This is a genomic window from Solibacillus sp. FSL R7-0668 (assembly GCF_038006205.1).
GTDB lineage: Bacteria > Bacillota > Bacilli > Bacillales_A > Planococcaceae > Solibacillus.
This window is the reverse complement of sequence record NZ_JBBOUU010000001.1, coordinates 1535334-1551872: the sequence shown is the minus strand read 5'-3', so window position 1 is coordinate 1551872 and position 16539 is coordinate 1535334. Positions and strand designations below refer to the sequence as shown.

The 16539-nt window shown below is 36.5% G+C and carries 19 protein-coding genes; 7 read left to right on the top strand and 12 right to left on the bottom strand.

Features of this window, described 5'->3' with window-relative positions; translation table 11 throughout:
* The first annotated feature begins 21 nt into the window (after positions 1-21).
* From MKX47_RS07490 to hepT, 4 genes are all read left to right on the top strand, one after another.
* Positions 22-1161 carry a YibE/F family protein gene (locus MKX47_RS07490; protein WP_340772587.1) on the top strand — a complete coding sequence of 380 codons (1140 nt, stop codon included), beginning with the start codon at positions 22-24 and terminating at the stop codon, positions 1159-1161.
* Positions 1158-1937, top strand: coding sequence for a YibE/F family protein (locus tag MKX47_RS07485; protein ID WP_340772585.1), 780 nt, complete (start codon positions 1158-1160; stop codon positions 1935-1937). Before MKX47_RS07490 ends, MKX47_RS07485 begins: the two co-directional genes overlap by 4 nt.
* Before the next feature lie 90 nt (positions 1938-2027).
* A complete protein-coding gene (locus tag MKX47_RS07480) occupies positions 2028-2516 on the top strand; it encodes a histidine phosphatase family protein (RefSeq protein ID WP_340772582.1) in 489 nt (162 codons plus the stop codon).
* Positions 2517-2919: 403 nt separating this feature from the next.
* A complete protein-coding gene (gene hepT / locus MKX47_RS07475; RefSeq protein WP_340772580.1) occupies positions 2920-3318 on the top strand; it encodes a type VII toxin-antitoxin system HepT family RNase toxin in 399 nt (132 codons plus the stop codon).
* Between the two features lie 140 nt (positions 3319-3458).
* Here the strand turns inward: hepT and MKX47_RS07470 are convergent, their stop codons facing one another.
* The 7 genes from MKX47_RS07470 to MKX47_RS07440 form a co-directional block, all read right to left on the bottom strand.
* The gene (locus tag MKX47_RS07470) at positions 3459-4154 is read right to left on the bottom strand and encodes a CPBP family intramembrane glutamic endopeptidase (protein WP_340772578.1); all 696 of its coding nucleotides are present in this window, start codon (positions 4152-4154) and stop codon (positions 3459-3461) included.
* 154 nt (positions 4155-4308) lie between these two features.
* Positions 4309-4812, bottom strand: a complete 504-nt coding sequence (locus MKX47_RS07465; protein WP_340777745.1) for a GrpB family protein — start codon at positions 4810-4812, stop codon at positions 4309-4311.
* Positions 4813-4868: 56 nt separating this feature from the next.
* Positions 4869-5414, bottom strand: a complete 546-nt coding sequence (locus MKX47_RS07460) for an ankyrin repeat domain-containing protein (protein ID WP_340772575.1) — start codon at positions 5412-5414, stop codon at positions 4869-4871.
* A 111-nt stretch (positions 5415-5525) separates the two neighbouring features.
* Positions 5526-6140, bottom strand: coding sequence for a class I SAM-dependent methyltransferase (locus MKX47_RS07455; RefSeq protein ID WP_340772573.1), 615 nt, complete (start codon positions 6138-6140; stop codon positions 5526-5528).
* A gap of 442 nt (positions 6141-6582) precedes the next feature.
* A complete protein-coding gene (locus MKX47_RS07450) occupies positions 6583-7548 on the bottom strand; it encodes an IS3 family transposase (protein ID WP_340772571.1) in 966 nt (321 codons plus the stop codon).
* A complete protein-coding gene (locus MKX47_RS07445; RefSeq protein WP_340772569.1) occupies positions 7479-7772 on the bottom strand; it encodes a transposase in 294 nt (97 codons plus the stop codon). Before MKX47_RS07445 ends, MKX47_RS07450 begins: the two co-directional genes overlap by 70 nt.
* A gap of 215 nt (positions 7773-7987) precedes the next feature.
* The gene (locus MKX47_RS07440; protein ID WP_340772566.1) at positions 7988-8866 is read right to left on the bottom strand and encodes a LysR family transcriptional regulator; all 879 of its coding nucleotides are present in this window, start codon (positions 8864-8866) and stop codon (positions 7988-7990) included.
* Positions 8867-8979: 113 nt separating this feature from the next.
* Between MKX47_RS07440 and MKX47_RS07435 the strand changes: the two genes are divergently transcribed.
* On the top strand, positions 8980-9999 hold the full coding sequence (locus MKX47_RS07435; RefSeq protein ID WP_340772564.1) for a DUF2332 domain-containing protein: 1020 nt from the start codon (positions 8980-8982) through the stop codon (positions 9997-9999).
* A 75-nt stretch (positions 10000-10074) separates the two neighbouring features.
* On the opposite strand, the gene MKX47_RS07430 is transcribed toward MKX47_RS07435, so the two are convergent.
* The 3 genes from MKX47_RS07430 to MKX47_RS07420 are packed head-to-tail and all read right to left on the bottom strand — an operon-like array spanning position 10075 to position 12001.
* The gene (locus tag MKX47_RS07430; protein WP_340772562.1) at positions 10075-10863 is read right to left on the bottom strand and encodes an ABC transporter permease; all 789 of its coding nucleotides are present in this window, start codon (positions 10861-10863) and stop codon (positions 10075-10077) included.
* Complete coding sequence (locus MKX47_RS07425; RefSeq protein WP_340772560.1) at positions 10860-11765, bottom strand: ABC transporter ATP-binding protein; 906 nt, start codon at positions 11763-11765, stop codon at positions 10860-10862. The genes MKX47_RS07430 and MKX47_RS07425 overlap by 4 nt, the downstream gene beginning before the upstream one ends.
* Positions 11762-12001, bottom strand: a complete 240-nt coding sequence (locus MKX47_RS07420) for a PLD nuclease N-terminal domain-containing protein (RefSeq protein WP_340772559.1) — start codon at positions 11999-12001, stop codon at positions 11762-11764. The genes MKX47_RS07425 and MKX47_RS07420 overlap by 4 nt, the downstream gene beginning before the upstream one ends.
* Positions 12002-12107: 106 nt before the next feature.
* On the opposite strand from MKX47_RS07420, the gene MKX47_RS07415 reads away from it, so the two are divergent.
* Positions 12108-12647, top strand: a complete 540-nt coding sequence (locus tag MKX47_RS07415) for a helix-turn-helix domain-containing protein (protein WP_340772556.1) — start codon at positions 12108-12110, stop codon at positions 12645-12647.
* Positions 12648-12756: 109 nt separating this feature from the next.
* Here the strand turns inward: MKX47_RS07415 and ccsB are convergent, their stop codons facing one another.
* Both ccsB and qac read right to left on the bottom strand, forming a co-directional pair.
* On the bottom strand, positions 12757-13911 hold the full coding sequence (gene ccsB / locus MKX47_RS07410) for a c-type cytochrome biogenesis protein CcsB (protein ID WP_340772553.1): 1155 nt from the start codon (positions 13909-13911) through the stop codon (positions 12757-12759).
* A 234-nt stretch (positions 13912-14145) separates the two neighbouring features.
* Positions 14146-15696 (bottom strand): QacA/B family quaternary ammonium compound efflux MFS transporter, encoded by a 1551-nt coding sequence (gene qac, locus MKX47_RS07405; RefSeq protein ID WP_340772551.1) that lies wholly within the window; start codon positions 15694-15696, stop codon positions 14146-14148.
* A gap of 209 nt (positions 15697-15905) precedes the next feature.
* On the opposite strand from qac, the gene MKX47_RS07400 reads away from it, so the two are divergent.
* Positions 15906-16463, top strand: coding sequence for a TetR/AcrR family transcriptional regulator (locus MKX47_RS07400; RefSeq protein ID WP_340772550.1), 558 nt, complete (start codon positions 15906-15908; stop codon positions 16461-16463).
* Positions 16464-16539 lie beyond the last annotated feature (76 nt).

The following is a 16539-nucleotide window of genomic DNA, read 5'->3' as shown; positions in this document are numbered from 1 at the left end:
TTATTTACAGGAGGTGTGCACATGCCGTCGCTTCAACCGCTCTATCAAAAAACATCCTGGCAACAACGCCTATTTACGCTTGTGCTCATCGTTTTATTCATCGGCTCGCTTGTATTTGTTCATCACAATTATGCCTTCTATAAAAGCACAATTGCAGAGGTGGTTGATGTAACAATAGTCAGTACAACAAATGTAGAAGATAATTTTCAAAACAAAGACGTTTTATATACGCAGCAGTTAATCGCTAAGGTGAAAAACGGTGTTGAAAAAGGCACGCTCATCCATTTAACAAATGACTATTCTAAATCTCAAGCATTTGACCAAAAGTTTGAGGTAGGCAGCGAAGTATTCGTTTCATTCGATACACAATTGCAAGCAAGTCAGGAGCAAAGCGGTACGATTACTGGTGTGAAGCGGGATAAATATTTAGTCCTCATTGCATGGGTATTTATTTTTGTACTGCTGCTCGTCGGCAAAAGACAAGGTTTATTATCGGTTTTAAGTTTAGCCTTTAACGCGGCGATCCTTTGGTTTGCACTCGATATTTATATTCAATCGGCCAATCAAAGTTTATTATGGATTTGTGGGGCTAGCGTTATTGTATTTACCGTCGTTTCTCTATTACTCGTAAATGGTCGAAACGAAAAAACATTCTCTGCGATAATTGCCACATTGATTGGGACGTTTACATCGCTTCTCATTACATATATCGCTTTAGTCATTACGGGCGAAAATGGCCTTCGTTATGAGGAATTGCAGTTTATATCGCGCCCGTATAAAACGGTCTTTTTAGCAGGCTTAATTATCGGCGCTTTAGGGGCTGTCATGGATGTTGCGATTACGATGTCTTCTTCGATTTTTGGGTTGTATGAAAAAGACCCGACGATCTCAGTTAAAGCTCTTACAAAATCAGGCTTGGAAATCGGAAAGGATATTATGGGTACAATGACGAATATTTTGTTCTTTGCCTATGTTAGTGGATCGATCCCTATCCTATTACTTTATTTCAAAAATGCGTCTACGTTTGGCTATACACTTTCACTGAATCTATCTCTTGAGTTAGTACGTGCACTAGCAGGTGGCATTGGAATTGTCCTTACGATTCCAATTGGTCTTTATACCGCAATATTTTTTGTGATTAGAAAGAAGGCGCAGCAATGAATGTATTAGTTTTACTTGCCGGACTGTTATTCGTATTTATGGCAATCATCGGTGGGAGAAAAGGGATTCGGTCATTTATTGCCTTGTTTCTAAATTTCGGTGTTATAATCATCACCTTGTTCTTTATGAATGACCCTACTATCAATCCGGTCTATTTAACATTAATTGCCTGTGTATTCATTAGCTGTATTAACCTTTTTTACATTAATGAAGTAAACTGGACAACGAAAACAGCCTTTTTAGCAACGATACTGACGACCATTGTATTAGTCATCTTAATCTCTATAATCACAAATAGCGCGATGATACAGGGCTTTGGTGAAGAGGAAACCGAGGAAATGGGCATGTTTTCATTTTATATAGGGCTTGATTTTGTCAAAATCGCGGTATCCGTCATTATTATGAGTACGATTGGTGCCATTACAGATGCAGCGATCGCCATTGCTTCACCTATGCGAGAAATGCATTATCATCACCCAAATATTGACCGAAAAGAGCTATTTCGATTTGGTTTAAGTATAGGGAGAGATATTTTAGGGACGAGTACCAATACCTTATTTTTCGCTTTTTTTGGTGGTTACTTAGCCTTACTGATCTGGTTTAAGGATCTTTCTTATTCATTAGGGGAAATCGTCAATTCAAAAGTATTCAGCAGTGAATTGATTACGATTTGTTGTGCAGCGATTGGCGTTACACTCGTTATTCCAATTACGGCTTATATTACTGCCTATTTTTTAGTAAGGAAACAGGCAGATTCAGCGAAATCTAAAAAGTAGGTGCTTTTCCCGTTACATTGTTCGGGCATCCGTTTAAGGAGTATAGTTTGAATAATACAGCTACTAAATTTCAATTTGGAGGGATACAATTTGACCAAGTTCCTATTAATTAGACATTGCGCAGCAGAAGGACAAGAACCCGAAGCAGCATTAACAGAAGCTGGATTGGAACAAGCACAGCAATTAGCCGATTTTCTAGAAACGTACCCGATTGACCGAATCATCTCCAGCCCTTTTACAAGAACAATCCATACCATTACGCCTTATGCGCTAAAACATAATCTTCACATTGAAATCGATGATCGTTTAAAGGAACGGGTCTTAAGCGCAAAGCATCTACCCGATTGGAAAGACAAATTACAACGCAGCTTTAAGGATATGCATCTAGAATTTCCTGGTGGCGAATCGAGCCTGAAAGCGACCACGCGCATTCTTTCCTTGCTTTATGAGCTAAATACTGAAGATATCCAAACAATTGCACTGGTGACACACGGCAATCTTAGCGCACTACTGTTAAACCTACTTTCATCAAATTTTGGTTTTGAACAATGGGCGCAATTAACGAATCCTGATGTTTAAATGATTCAAATAGATTCGGGTGGAGCACTTTATGAGAGGATTTGGCGGTGATGAAGGAAACCGGGGTTTGATTAATTTGGCGAATGACTTGTTAAAAATAGGTAGTTCTAATTAATTGCTTACCATCACCAGTGATATGGTTTTACTTACTATTGTAATTACGTTTTTTTCATCTACGTATATAATAAAGAAAAGACCGTGCTAGCATGTTCAAGCAAGAAACTCAGCAGCAACTATTTGAACATTTAAATCATGCACTTAATCCTTGCTTCATCATTTTATTTGACTCTAATGTAAAAGGAACAAATCATCATGAAAGTGATATTGATCTAGCTTATTTCTGCGACAAATGATTAAGGATAATAGAATCAATTAAAGAACTGGGAAGTGTTTATAGCGATGAATGAACCGAATTCATGAGGGTAATCCCGACAACCTAAGAGAGCTCACAAAACAAGAAAGTATCATCTTAAATATTCAGCGTGCCTGTGAAGCAAGTATCGATTTAGCGATGCATATTGTAAGTGAACAAAAACTTGGTGTTCCAAAAGCTCGCCATGTAAGTTTTAAGTTATTACAAAAAGCGGGAATCATCAATGCGAATTTGACAAATACATTAATGAACATATCGACGATTTTAAAAATTTTACGAAGGTCGTGTTACAGCTTGAAGCATAACTATTTCAGGTTAAATGAAAATGATATTTTAAGTATTGTAAAAGATTACTTACTGGCTCAACTAGACATTGAACAATCACAGGGTAAATTAGAAATCATTCAAACAGAAAACGAAGGAATCTAATTGAATTCCTTCGTTTTTATGTGACCGCACTTACTTATGATACGACTCACCGTTTTTCTCATCCAACCTTTATAATTAAATAAAGGACGATGAACGTATCCTAAATAAAGAATAGCAATCAATAATCTTCATAGCCAATCTTATCCTGTAACTGTCAATAAAACGGCTATCGTATTAAATACCCCATGAATAATCATCGCTGGAATTACAGAACCCGTCTTTTCATATGCCCATGCAAACATCACACCGGTGATAAAATTCACTGGCATTGCATTTAAAGTTGGAAAATGCGCGATTGTAAAGATTAGTGAACTAAGCAAAATCCCCCATTTCACACCAAGCCTTACTCTTATCCAGCGGTAAATAAACCCCCGATAAAATATCTCTTCGTAAATTGGTGAGATGATGCCCGCAGAAATAATTCCAATGAGAATCGTAAACCAATTAATATTTTGTTGGAGGCTTTCGGTCTTGCTATTGTCTATGCTATTCCCTAATGCGCTTGTTAGTACTAATACTGCGACACTTAAAACAACCGTTATTAATAACCATATCAGGATCTTCCACCAATACTTTGCGGAAAATTTTTTTATCCCGACTTCCCCCCAGGAAAGCTTTTGCGGGCGCAGGGCGATAAAATACAATCCCACCATCAGTACAATCGCTATGGTTAGTCCAGTCAGTGTTCCTGAATATAAGGTATTATTAAACCAAGTTTGATATAGCGATTGGACGCCGTATTTAACAACCACAATGACGAAAATGAATTCGAGCAATAACAATAACGTAAATTCCTTCCACGTCCATTTATCATGCTGCCATGCAGAAGTATTCATAACCTAGCCCCCTATTTTTCCAGTTACAATGCGTACATTCCATTTTATTTTCTACGAACACTTATAATAAGGTTCACCGGTAAATAATGCTAAACAAGTAAATGTATCTAGTTCGTTTCTGGAACACCGACTAAAATATCATCTATGTTCCTTGTTATTCAAACCAATTCAATGCCCGTTGTTCCAATTCATTCACGTAAGGTTTTTTCGCTTTGCTGTAGTAAGCCGTATCTTCAAAGCGTTGAGCCAATTCTTCTTTCAAACTACTATATTGTTTAACCTCTTCTGGATGCTTTTTTAAATAATCTCGTAGCACCAAATGTCGTTTAATTTGAAGATTATCGTACTGATAAACATGGATATGATGGGTTCTCGTTTCTCCACCTTTTCTAAATAGTCGTCTGCCGGGTATGCCCCATTCACCTGCAACATCATATCCAAGCAATTTCATTTGAACATTGAACGCATCCATTTTCTTGATGTCCTGAACAAGGCACATCATGTCAATAACAGGTTTTGCCTTCATGCCTGGTACAGAGGTGCTACCAAAATGTTCAATTTCAATAATTTCATCACTAAATAGTTCTCTTAAAAATTGAGCTTCCTCTTCGAACATTCGTCTCCAATTTTCATCATACTCTGACAGACGGACTTTCAAATGAATTTCCCCTTGCTTTAGGTTTTTATATTTTTCCAAATATCTCCTCAAAGAAATTAGGCAGTTTCAATAACGTGGCGTAATTTTTCAGCTACTTGATGGCTCCCTAGCTCGATTGCTAATTCTAATGCCGTTTTTCCACCTTCAGCCTTTGCTTGAACAGAGGCCCCATGTTTAATAAGAAGGTTAATTAGTTCGATGTTATCATCATGAAACACAGCCGTATGTATAGCTGTATGACCATTGCTATCAAAGATATTTGTGTTCGCTTGATTATTTAAAAGTAGTTCAATGACTTCTAAATTTCGTGTTCCTGCAATGGCTGCATGCAGAGCTGTATTTGATGGGATATATTCTATCTTAGAATGGGAAACAGCATTTATATCTGCATTGAAATTTAATAGAAGTTGTACAATATCCTTATTTCCAAAATGCGCAGCAAATCCTAAAGGCGTTAACCCCTGCTCATTTTCTTTATTGGCTAAGGCAGGGTTTGAAATAAGTACTTTGTGTAATGCTTCCACGTCATTTGATTCAATCGATTTGAATAGATCCCTCACATTTGAATTCATCCTGTAATCCTCCAGTATAATTTTTTTCATTATACAATTTCTATTTCCCATTCCGCTTATCCTTTTTTGAGAAACCACCACAAATCGCAAAAAAGGGAGTAGCTAAAGTTATCTTGCCACTCCCATATATTGCGTATTTATTTAAAGAATCAATACCCCACCACAATGTGAAATTGGATAAAAGTCACACTCATCTTCCAATAAGGAACGGATTTCTTCATAAACAAAATAAAATTCATCGTCATCCCAATATTCAATACTTTCTTGTCGACATTGCTTATGCTGCTCTCTTGTTTCAAAAGCAATATCACCAATAAAAATTTTGCCATCTTCCTTGAGCAAAGGTCTTAATTTGGCTATGAATGCGATTTTCTCTTCGTCTGTTAAGTGATGCAATGCATACGTGCTAATGATAGCATCATACTTTTTGCCAAGTACCTGTGGAGGGAGACCCATTGATATGTCCCATTCCATCAAATTGGCATCGGGCATAGTCGATTGTGCAATGGCAATCATTTTCGATGAAAAATCCACGCCATCAATTTGGTGTCCATTTGCATACAATTTGCTTGTTAATACACCTGTCCCAAAACCGATATCTAAAATTTCTGAATTATCTTTTTGCATGACTTCGTTAAAAATCACATTTAATACTTCCTTATAGCCTGCAAAAGGATAGAGATTATTTTCCTCACTTAACTGAACTGTTTTATCATATTCATCTGCCCACAAATTAAATCCCTGATTACTTAACATGAATGCTCCCCCAATACGTTTCTAATTTGCAAGCATTCAAAAAATTCCTCGATTTGATGAGTTACTCGCAATGTCCTCCATTAAAATGACTATACTGATACAAATTAAACGTATTTTCCATTTCAATCACGCCTTTCAATAAGATAGTTATATTTTAACATATAAACCTTGAATTAGGCCAATCTATCATAAGTTGAGGATGACATGTAAATTCATTCCTCTGTGCATTCAATTCGTTTCAAAATGCTTTATTATGTGCGTTTATACTGAAAATAATGGTAAAATAAGGTTAATCGAGCATAAAACTAAAAATTCGATCACAAATGGTCTTAAGTCAATAAAATGGACATAAAAAATCGAGCATTTTATTACTACCGCCCTTCGGTTGGTCTGGTAGTTGTATCGTTAACCTCCAAAATGGAGCTTAACGATACAACTACCTCTAAGCGGATTTTGAGCGGCTAGATGTGTCTTTTGGGTTGTTGATTCGTTCATATTGATTGGGAGACACATATCCCAATGTAGAGTGACGTCTTTTCTTGTTATAAAACTCAATGATATAGGCTTGAACTACTTGCTTGGCCTCGTGTTTTGTTTGGAATCGTTGACGATAAATACATTCTTTTTTGATGGTCGAATGGAATGACTCGATGCAGGTATTATCATAAGGATCTCCTTTTTTACTCATGCTTATTTCCATCTGGTGTTCTTTTAATCGATTGGTATACGCGTTTGAGCAGTATTGTACCCCTCTGTCGGAATGATGAATGCAACCTGCTGGTGGTTTTCTTATTAGTAACGCTTTTTCCAATGCCTCTAAAACCAATGCTTCTTTCATGTGGTCAGCGATTGCCCAACCAATAATTTTGCGTGAGTATAAATCCATAATGCTCGCCAAATAAAGCCACCCCTGCATCGTACGTATATACGTAATATCCGCCACCCACACTTGATTTGGCTCTTTCACATCGAAGTCACGCTTCACTAAATCAGGATAAATAAAGTGGTTGTGATCGGAATTGGTTGTTCGTTGATATTGTTTAGGGATCACAGCACATAGACCGAGCTCTCGCATCAAATTCGCGATTTTCTTTTGAGATAAAACATATCCCCATTCTTGTAAATCCTTTCGAATACGAGGGCTACCATATGTACCATAGCTTTCATGAAAGGATTGATGTACCTTTTGAGTAATTTCAATTTCCTTTTCTTCTCGTTCTGTTAGGGGAGCGGATTGTTTCTGAAGCCAATTATAGTAGCCACTTTTGGAGACACCAAGTACGTCACACATCTTTACAATCGTAAATTCACCTACATGTGCTTGAATAAAGGTATAAATTACGGCTGGTTTTTCGCAAAGATGTGCATCGCCTTTTTTAAGATGGCATTTTCCTCCTCGAGTGCACACAATTTCTTTTCATAATCATTTTGCATTCGTTTTAACTCTGTCGGTGTGACATACTGAATACCCTCTGTTTCGGCTGCCTTTTGATCGCGATATTCTTTTACCCAGCGTCGAATAGAAGATTCTCCAATTCCTAACTCATAGGCTAGTTGAGTGGCTTTTTTCCCTTCTTCCACTACAAGCTTTATGACATACTCTTTGTACTCTGGTGTGGGTCTTTTACTCATTTTGAACACGTCCTTTAATGTATTAGTCTTATCATACATACGCTCGCAATTACGTGTCCATTATTTATACTAACCTCACAAATAACATAAAACCGAGCATAAAAATCAAATATCGAGCATATTTCCACGTAAAGTGGTCATTCATACCGCCTATCTATAGACAATTGTAAAAATCCACCCCTTATGTCGGTGATGAACCTCAAAATAGGTTATACTTACCCAAACCGCTCTCTCAAATAACTAAAAAACTCACTCCATTTCACTTGATTCCGCAAATGGCTCATATAAATATCAACCGAATATATAGAAGCAATTGTGCCGATATCGAGCACCTTTAGCTTGCCCTCTGCTATTTCGGTTTTGATTTGAAATTCCGGTAATAGCCCGATCCCTAGCCCTTCGCTAATAAGCTTAATCGCAAAAATACTGTCATGCACCTTATTATAACGCCTTACGAAATACTCACTTTCCAAGCTTTCTACAATGGGCGCATGTTCATCTAAATACCCCATATAGAGCGGATAATTTTCGAATAGCCACTTTAGCTGCTGATCATAATGATGGCCTTCTAAAGGTAGTTTGGTCGAATAAACAAGCTTCATCGGAGAACGAATCAGTCGCTCCGAATGCAGGTCCTTTGACTTTGTTTTTTGTAAACTAATGACGACATCGACCTGCTGACTTTTCAATAGTCCATCTAAATAATTGCCATCCTGCATCATCATTTCAACCTCATAATTTGGGTGTGATTCAATGAAATCATGAATCACCTTCAATAAATCAGTTGAAATGAGCGCGGAAGAAAGTGCGATAACGAGTCGCGTTTTCTGATTGCTTGCCACGGTACGAATCTCCGTTTTACTTGCCTCTACTTGCGCTAGGATTTTTTTCGCAATCGGATAATAGTGTTCGCCAACTGTCGTAACGCTTACTTTCGTATGTTCACGCTGAAATAACGCCACCTGTAACGCTTCTTCTAATGCTTTGATATGGACCGTAATACTTGGCTGTGAGATAAATAACTTTTCTGCCGCAGCACGAAAATTCCCTTCTTCATAGACCGTTACAAATGTTTTTAGCCATTTTAAATCCATCCTCTAGCCACCCCTTTTGATTAATATCATTAATCAAATACATTAAATTTTATTAATTTATTTAATCTAATATCCATTATACAATAACTTCATCAACGAAATGAGGTGTCCTTATGGAAAAAATTATCGCAACTTTTTTACGCTTTGCTGAACAGGAGGCGCAAGGAAAAAGTCCAATATATGCCTATTGGTGCCGGCAGATTGTTACAAATGAGCCCCTTTTAAACTTGATTAGCCATATTCCACCCACACAGCCAAAGCCCAATCTATTTTTTGCATCAGTTCAACACTTAGCGATGCAAAAAGAAACACCGTTGAAACAAGTCTTTGACAAACCACAAGACGCAAATCTAGAACAAAGCTTTCAACTACTTATTGCCTTTTGTGCAGAGTATCAACAGGAACTTTTACAGCTCTTTCAAACGAAGCTCGTCCAAACAAATGAAGTCCAGCGAGCAAGCTATTTATACCCCCTTTTGTCTGAAATTTCAGCACAAGCAAAAAAACCATTAACATTAATCGAAATCGGAACAAGCGCCGGTTTATTATTAAATGTAGATCACTATCATTACAGTATTCATCAAGGTGAAACGATTACGTTGGGTGACCAAACAAGTCCATTAACCCTACAAGCTAAAAATTTGGGAGAACCGATTGTCTTCACGCAAAAGCCAATTATCCAAAACCGCATTGGCATCGATTTAAATATTATTAACTTACATGATGAGGCGCAATATCAATGGCTACAAAGTTTAATCTGGCCAGAGCTTATCGAGCGAAAAGTAAATCTAGCAATCGCTCGCAGAATTCACCAACAATGCGAAAAACAATTACTAACGGGAGATTTCACCGCGCTCTTACCCAAACTATTGGTAGATGAAGCTTACAAAGCAACACAAATCGTCATTTTCCACACCCATGTTGCGAATCAATTTCCAACACAGCTCAAAGCGGATTTACTCGAGCTGCTAGCACAAATGAGTAACCAGCACAGCATTTATCATATTTATAACAATATATATGATGCGGATTTGCATGTAGATTTCATTAATCAAGGGGTTACCCAATCAAAGAAAACACTGCAGCAAACAGATGGTCATGGGAAGTATTTTTACTGGAAACACGGATTATGACATGATTGGTTTTGTAACGTTAAAAAGTGGCATAGCCCGATATAGACGCATGCCACTTCCCTTATAAAAAATTCATTATTCGATAATAAATTTTTTATTATAAATCCAATAATGAATCGTAATCAGTATTACGAATAGCCATGCAAACGTAAAAAGGCTTCCACTCAATATGTTCGAATAACTCACCCCATTACTCAAGTATTCGATTGCATATTTACTCATTACAGCAGGATTTACTAAATCTACTATCGGACTTAGACCAATAACTAATCTACAGCCTAGAAGAGTTCCAATTGAAATTAACGCAATAACACCCTGACTTTTGAAAATAGTGCTAATCAATGTTGTGAAAATTACAATAAATAAGGCCCATACAAGATAAAAAATAAATCCAATCATAGCATGTGAAAATGGAACCGAAGAATAGAGATAATTTACATAAATATTTGAAGTAAAATAGCCAACTGCAATGCTAAAGGCCACTAATAGATAGTTTGCAACAATTTTACTCGCAATATAAGAGGTTACTGCAACAGGTCGGGTTAAAATGAAGGCCAGCATTCCGTTTGACTTATCTGTTTGAATAATTCCCATAATAGCCATAACCAATATCATGATTCCAAGCTGATCAAATTGTGAAGCTAACGTACTCGCTAATACTTCACCTCCCTCTAGCTGAGCCATGTTTGGGTCAATTGTAATTCCCTGACTACCTCCTAAAGCCTTTAATATTGAGGGTAAATAATAATTGACCAATGGTTGCGTTGCGCCTAAAAACATAAATGTGATTGGAAGCCAAATGATTCTAAAATCACGAACCATTTGATTAAATTCTTTATTCATTAGCACGATCCATTTGCTCATTTTTGCACCACCAATTTTAAAAAGATATCTTCTAAGGATTCACTATAAATCTCAAAATGAATTAAATTCACATTGTGCAAAAGCGCATTTTCAAGTAAACTATTCTTATTTTTTTCGATATTACTAATTTGAATTTTGGCTTTATGCCCGACCACTTCAACCCATTCTACATAAGGCAAGCTTCTTACAGTATCAATCCAATTAACATCATTTGCAGTAATGGTTAAATGAATTTGGTTACTACTATTGCGTCCTAAAAGCTCTGTTATCGGCGCATCCTCTACTTTCATACCTTTTTTAATCATGATAAAGCGTTCACAGATTTCCTCAGCATCACTTAAAATGTGGGTGGATAATAAGATGGTTGTGTCTTGTTTTATTTCTTCGATAAGATTTAGCACCTCTCTGCGCCCAACTGGATCTAATGCAGATACAGGTTCATCCATTATTAGTAATGATGGTTTATGTATTAATGCTTGTGCTATCCCCAATCGTTGCTTCATTCCCCCAGAAAAGTTACCGACTTTAGATTCTCCTTCTTCCTTTAGTCCAACTTTAGCTAAAATTTCTGGAATGATCTTTATTAATGCTTCTTTTTTCAAACCTGAAAGTTGCCCCATGAACATTAGCGTTTCTTGAGCTGTCATCCAATGAAAAAAGTTTGGATATTGTGGTAAGTAACCGATTTCTTCCTTCATCTTTGACACATTTACGCCGTTTAATAGGACCTCCCCTTTATCTGGATAAATGACATCTGAAATAATTTTTATTAAAGTCGATTTTCCAGCGCCATTAGGACCAATTAAACCGACACATTCTCCTCTTTCTAATTCCATCGAAAAATTGTCGATTACCATTTTTTCATTAAATGCTTTTGAAATATTTTTAATCTCTAATTTCAAAGCGTTTCACGATCCTTTCTTCCTAAAATAAAGTACAAAATCGGTCCTAATGTATTAACAAATAGAATCACAAATGTCCAGATCAGAACATTTTTTCGAGTGTCTCTATGTCGAAACAAGTCAACTAAAGCAATGAAGATTAAAAGTGCACCTATTATTAAAATCGGTAAAATAATCGGTAAAAAAGACCAAATATCAATTTTCATCAAATCGTCTATACCGTAATGTAATTGCATTGATTTCACCTCCCATATTATCATTATCAATAATGATAATGAATTGAATGGAAAATTGCAATCATTATTCTTATTATTTATAATGATAATAAAAATAGGTGATTCGATGAAAAATAAAGTTGATATTTTAATGCATCCTGTAAGAATTAAAATTTGCCAAGCACTGCTTCGTAACAGAGAACACGGGCTTACCCCATTAGAGATGGTGAAAATGCTCAAAGATGTCCCCCAAGCCACATTATATAGACAAATCCAAATTTTAGTTGATGCTAGTATCATTAGCATCATTCAAGAAAAAAAAGTGAAATCTGTTTCTGAAAAATATTACGCTATTAATGAAAATGAGATTAAAATTGATGGTGATGAATGGAATCAAGTATCTACCGAGGAAAAGCTAAATTACATTTCTTACTATCAATTATTACTTATGACTCAATACAAAGATTATCTTGAAAAATTAGAGGAAGAAAATTCTCGAGAGGATCGATCCACCTTTTCTGTAGTGGAATTAAAGATAGATGAAAACCATTTCACTCAATTCCAAAACGAGCTCAATGAATTAATGACTAAATATTTCCGCGCACCAAGTAATAATCCAGAAGCACCAACTAGAACTGTTGCAATAACGATTATTCCTGAAAATTAAGCTAAAAAGTGATGGTTTTTAGCAGCCATGTCAATAAAGTAGCGTCAGAAGAATTTAACTTTCTGACGCTTCTCTTTGTTTCTTTAAAATAAATTGCGCTTACTCAAAGTTATGCATACGAATGAAGCCCTGCGATAACAAGGTTTACGAAAACTTGATTGAATACAATAATACTAAATCCGATAATCGCCATCCATGCAGTCTTTTCACCTTCCCATGACTTCGATAATCGTAAATGTAACATTGCTGCATAAAACAGAAACGTAATGAGCGCCCATACTTCTTTAGGATCCCAGCCCCAAAATCTGCCCCATGCAATTTGCGCCCAAATCATCGCAAATAATAAGCCACCAAGAGCAAATAGTGGGAAACCAATGACAACGGCACGGTATGATATTTCGTCCATCAAATTAGCATTTACCCGTTTTGTTAGAGGTTTTAACAGCATACTTATACTCTTTCTTGTGATCAGACGGAGCATTATGTACAACACTGTTCCGACAATAAAAGCCCATGCAATGGAATTTAGTTTTGCTGCATCAATCTTATTCGTAATTGTCATAAGCCCTATTTGTTCCGGATTTTCGTTCACAATGAGCGGATACATTTCATAAATCGCGGTACTTTCTTTTTCTTGTACATCCTTGTACGTAATTGTAACAGGCTCCATTGCAAAGCCAAATACCGTCGATGCACCAACAAAGCCAATGACCACAACTAAACAATACAGCACGAATTCTAATGCACGTGTGCTGATTGTTTTTTTCGTCACATCGAGCACCTTTAAAAGATACATAATCCCAGTCGCAAACGAAATCGATAATATGGCACTCGAAATGGCAACCGTAATAACGTGAATCGTAAGCCAATTACTAATTAATGATGGCACTAATGGCGAAACTTCACTAGAAAAAGCACTGCCGTAGCCAATAATGATGAGTGAAATCGGAATAACAAATAAACCGACGATCACTTGCTTATACATGTGATAAATTAGTATAAAGCCGCCAATCAGCATGATCCCAAAAAATGTTACAAACTCAAACATATTACTTACAGGCGCATGCTTGACAGCGACCCATCTCGTACTAAAATAACCAAGCTGTAAAATAAATGCTGCATACGTAATCACAATGCCCAGCTTCCCAAATAGTGCTTTGTTTGATTTGACAGAGAGCCCGAGTGGAACAATCGCGATTAGCAATAAGATAAAGCCACCAAGAAGTAAATTGTTACTAATAGTTAATAATTGTTGTGAATCCAAAATACTCACCTCATGTAGTTTATTTGTCTGATTTTTACCTCCTTCATTGATGAAACGCTATCACTTACAATTTGTTCCTATTAATCTTTGGTATTTAAATAATTCACAATATATCCAAATTTAACTATCTTCACTTGACCTTAGAGTGCACTCCAATATTATCGTTTACTTGAGGTGATGAATATGCAAATTAAGACGTTCTCCAAAAAAACATTAGATGTATATAGTCGTTTGTTAATGATCTCCTTGCTTCGTAATATCCAGGGATTTAGGAATTAAAAAGAAGGCAATAACTGCTACAATCATCATGATAATTCCACCGATTAGGGCTGCTGTTATAAAAGAGTCGTTAAACGCGGCGATTGCATCTGTAGCAAGCTGAGTCAAGCCCGTTATCTTAGCCACCTCAACAGCTCCTACAACAGATTCGTTAGCTACATGCGCTAATTCACCAACAATTCCATTGGATGAAAATGCTGCAATATCTAAATAGGAGCGATAAAGCAATGATGCAAGACTTCCGAGAATAGCGACACCAAACACGTTTCCAAGATCATACATGGACTCTTCAATAGCTGCAGCATTTCCAGCTTTTGATGTGGGTGTTTCCAACATGATGAGTGCCGAAGCAACAGCTAACGAAGCAGTACCAGCTCCGACTAATAATAATGCTATAGCTAAAGTTGGATAGGTTAACGGATGTCCAAAGAAATACATAACGAACATGCCAATAGCTGCAATTCCAATTCCAATTGGTAGTACAATTCTTGCCCCTAGACGTGTGGCTAATCCCGGAGCGATTGGAGCGAAAATCATTGCTCCTAATGCCATTGGTAACAGATAGAATCCTGCTTTAAATGGTGAAAGTCCTTCAACGACCTGTAACCATTGCGCGACTAATAAGAGAACAGAAGCCATTGCAAACATAGTCATGAATGCCGCAATCGTACCAGCTGAAAATGATCGACTCTTAAATAGCCTTACATCAAGCATTGGCTCAGAGCTTGATAAATTGCGTCTTACAAACAATATGAGCATAACGAAGGCAACTACAATAACAATCCATGGTGTTAATTCAGAAAGCCCTTCTTTTGAAAATTCTTTAATACTCCAAACAAATGCAATCATACCTGTGACAGATAAAAAAGTAGACGGTATATCCCAACTATGAGACTGTGATTTTACTACCCGAGATTCAGGCAATAAGAATAGACCCGCAACGACAGCGAGTATAGCGAATGGAACATTAATTAAAAAGGCTGAATGCCATGAAAACTTTTCAAGTAAAGCCCCTCCAATAATTGGGCCAAATACAGCACCCACAGAAGAAACAATCGACCATACAGCCAATGCCGTTGCTCTTTCCTTAGGATTTTCGAAGATTACACGAATCATAGAAAGTGTCGTTGGCATGATTAGAGCCCCCGCAATTCCGAGAAGAAATCGAATAGCGATTACAAAGGATGCACTTTCTGCAAAAAATATGAGTAAAGATACTAAGCCAAATAGAGTAAATCCGGTTAGTAAAGCCTTTTTACGCCCCCATCTATCAGCAAGATTACTCATAGGAATAATAAAACCAGCTAAAATGAGTGAATAGATATCAACAATCCATAACTGTTGAGTTGCTGTAGGCTGTAATTCTCTTACAAGATCGGGTAGAGCCATGATTAGAATCGTCATATCCATCATCACTACGAATAAACTAGCCGCAAGAACAATCAAAGCAGTCCATCGTTGCTTTGTTGTCATCATATTTGACGTTTTCGAAAAAAATGAAGTCATCTTAATTTTTCCTCCTTAAAATACAGCTATTTTACAAACCGACTGTACGGTCTGTTCAGGAGTATAACTTATACGATTTATCTTTTCAAGTGAATCTTACTCGATTTTAGATGGGAAACGGAAATACAAGCTGGGGTAAGCTATAAAATGAATTGTTAATTGTATATGTTATAATGAATGATAATTTCTTCATAGTAGGAGTGAAAAAGTTGAAAGAAAAGATATTAAAGACAGCAAAAGAACTATTTATTAAAAATGGATATAACGCTACTACAACTGGGGATATTGTAAAATATTCTGGCAGCAGTAAAGGGAATTTATATTATCATTTTAAAACAAAAGAAAATCTCTTTTTGGAAATTCTTAATATGGAAGATGTAGAATGGTATGCAACATGGCGTGAGGAAGAGAAAAAATGCAAGAGCAATCGAGAAAAATTTTATCTATATAACGAATTATCTGTGAAAACCGAGTTCTATTATCCGCTACAAACAGCAATTATGGAATTTTACACTGGAGAACACGAATCAAAACAAATTGAAGAAAAAATAAATGAGCTTGAACAACGCTATTTAAACACTTACTACGAAATATTTAGTGCTGGAAATAAGGAAAATGAATGGGCTATTGAAGATGTAGCATCTGTTAGTCAAATTGCAGCGACAACGATCAATGGAATTATTACCTTTACCAATAAAATTGATATTAAAAAGAGAATGGAGCTTATGGAGCGTTTTTCACAAATATTTTTAAAAGGCGTGGAATAAAGCATTGGAAGTCTCCATTTTGATCAGTCTTTTTTCAAAATGGAGCCCCTTTTATCTATAGAAAAACGCTGGTTTC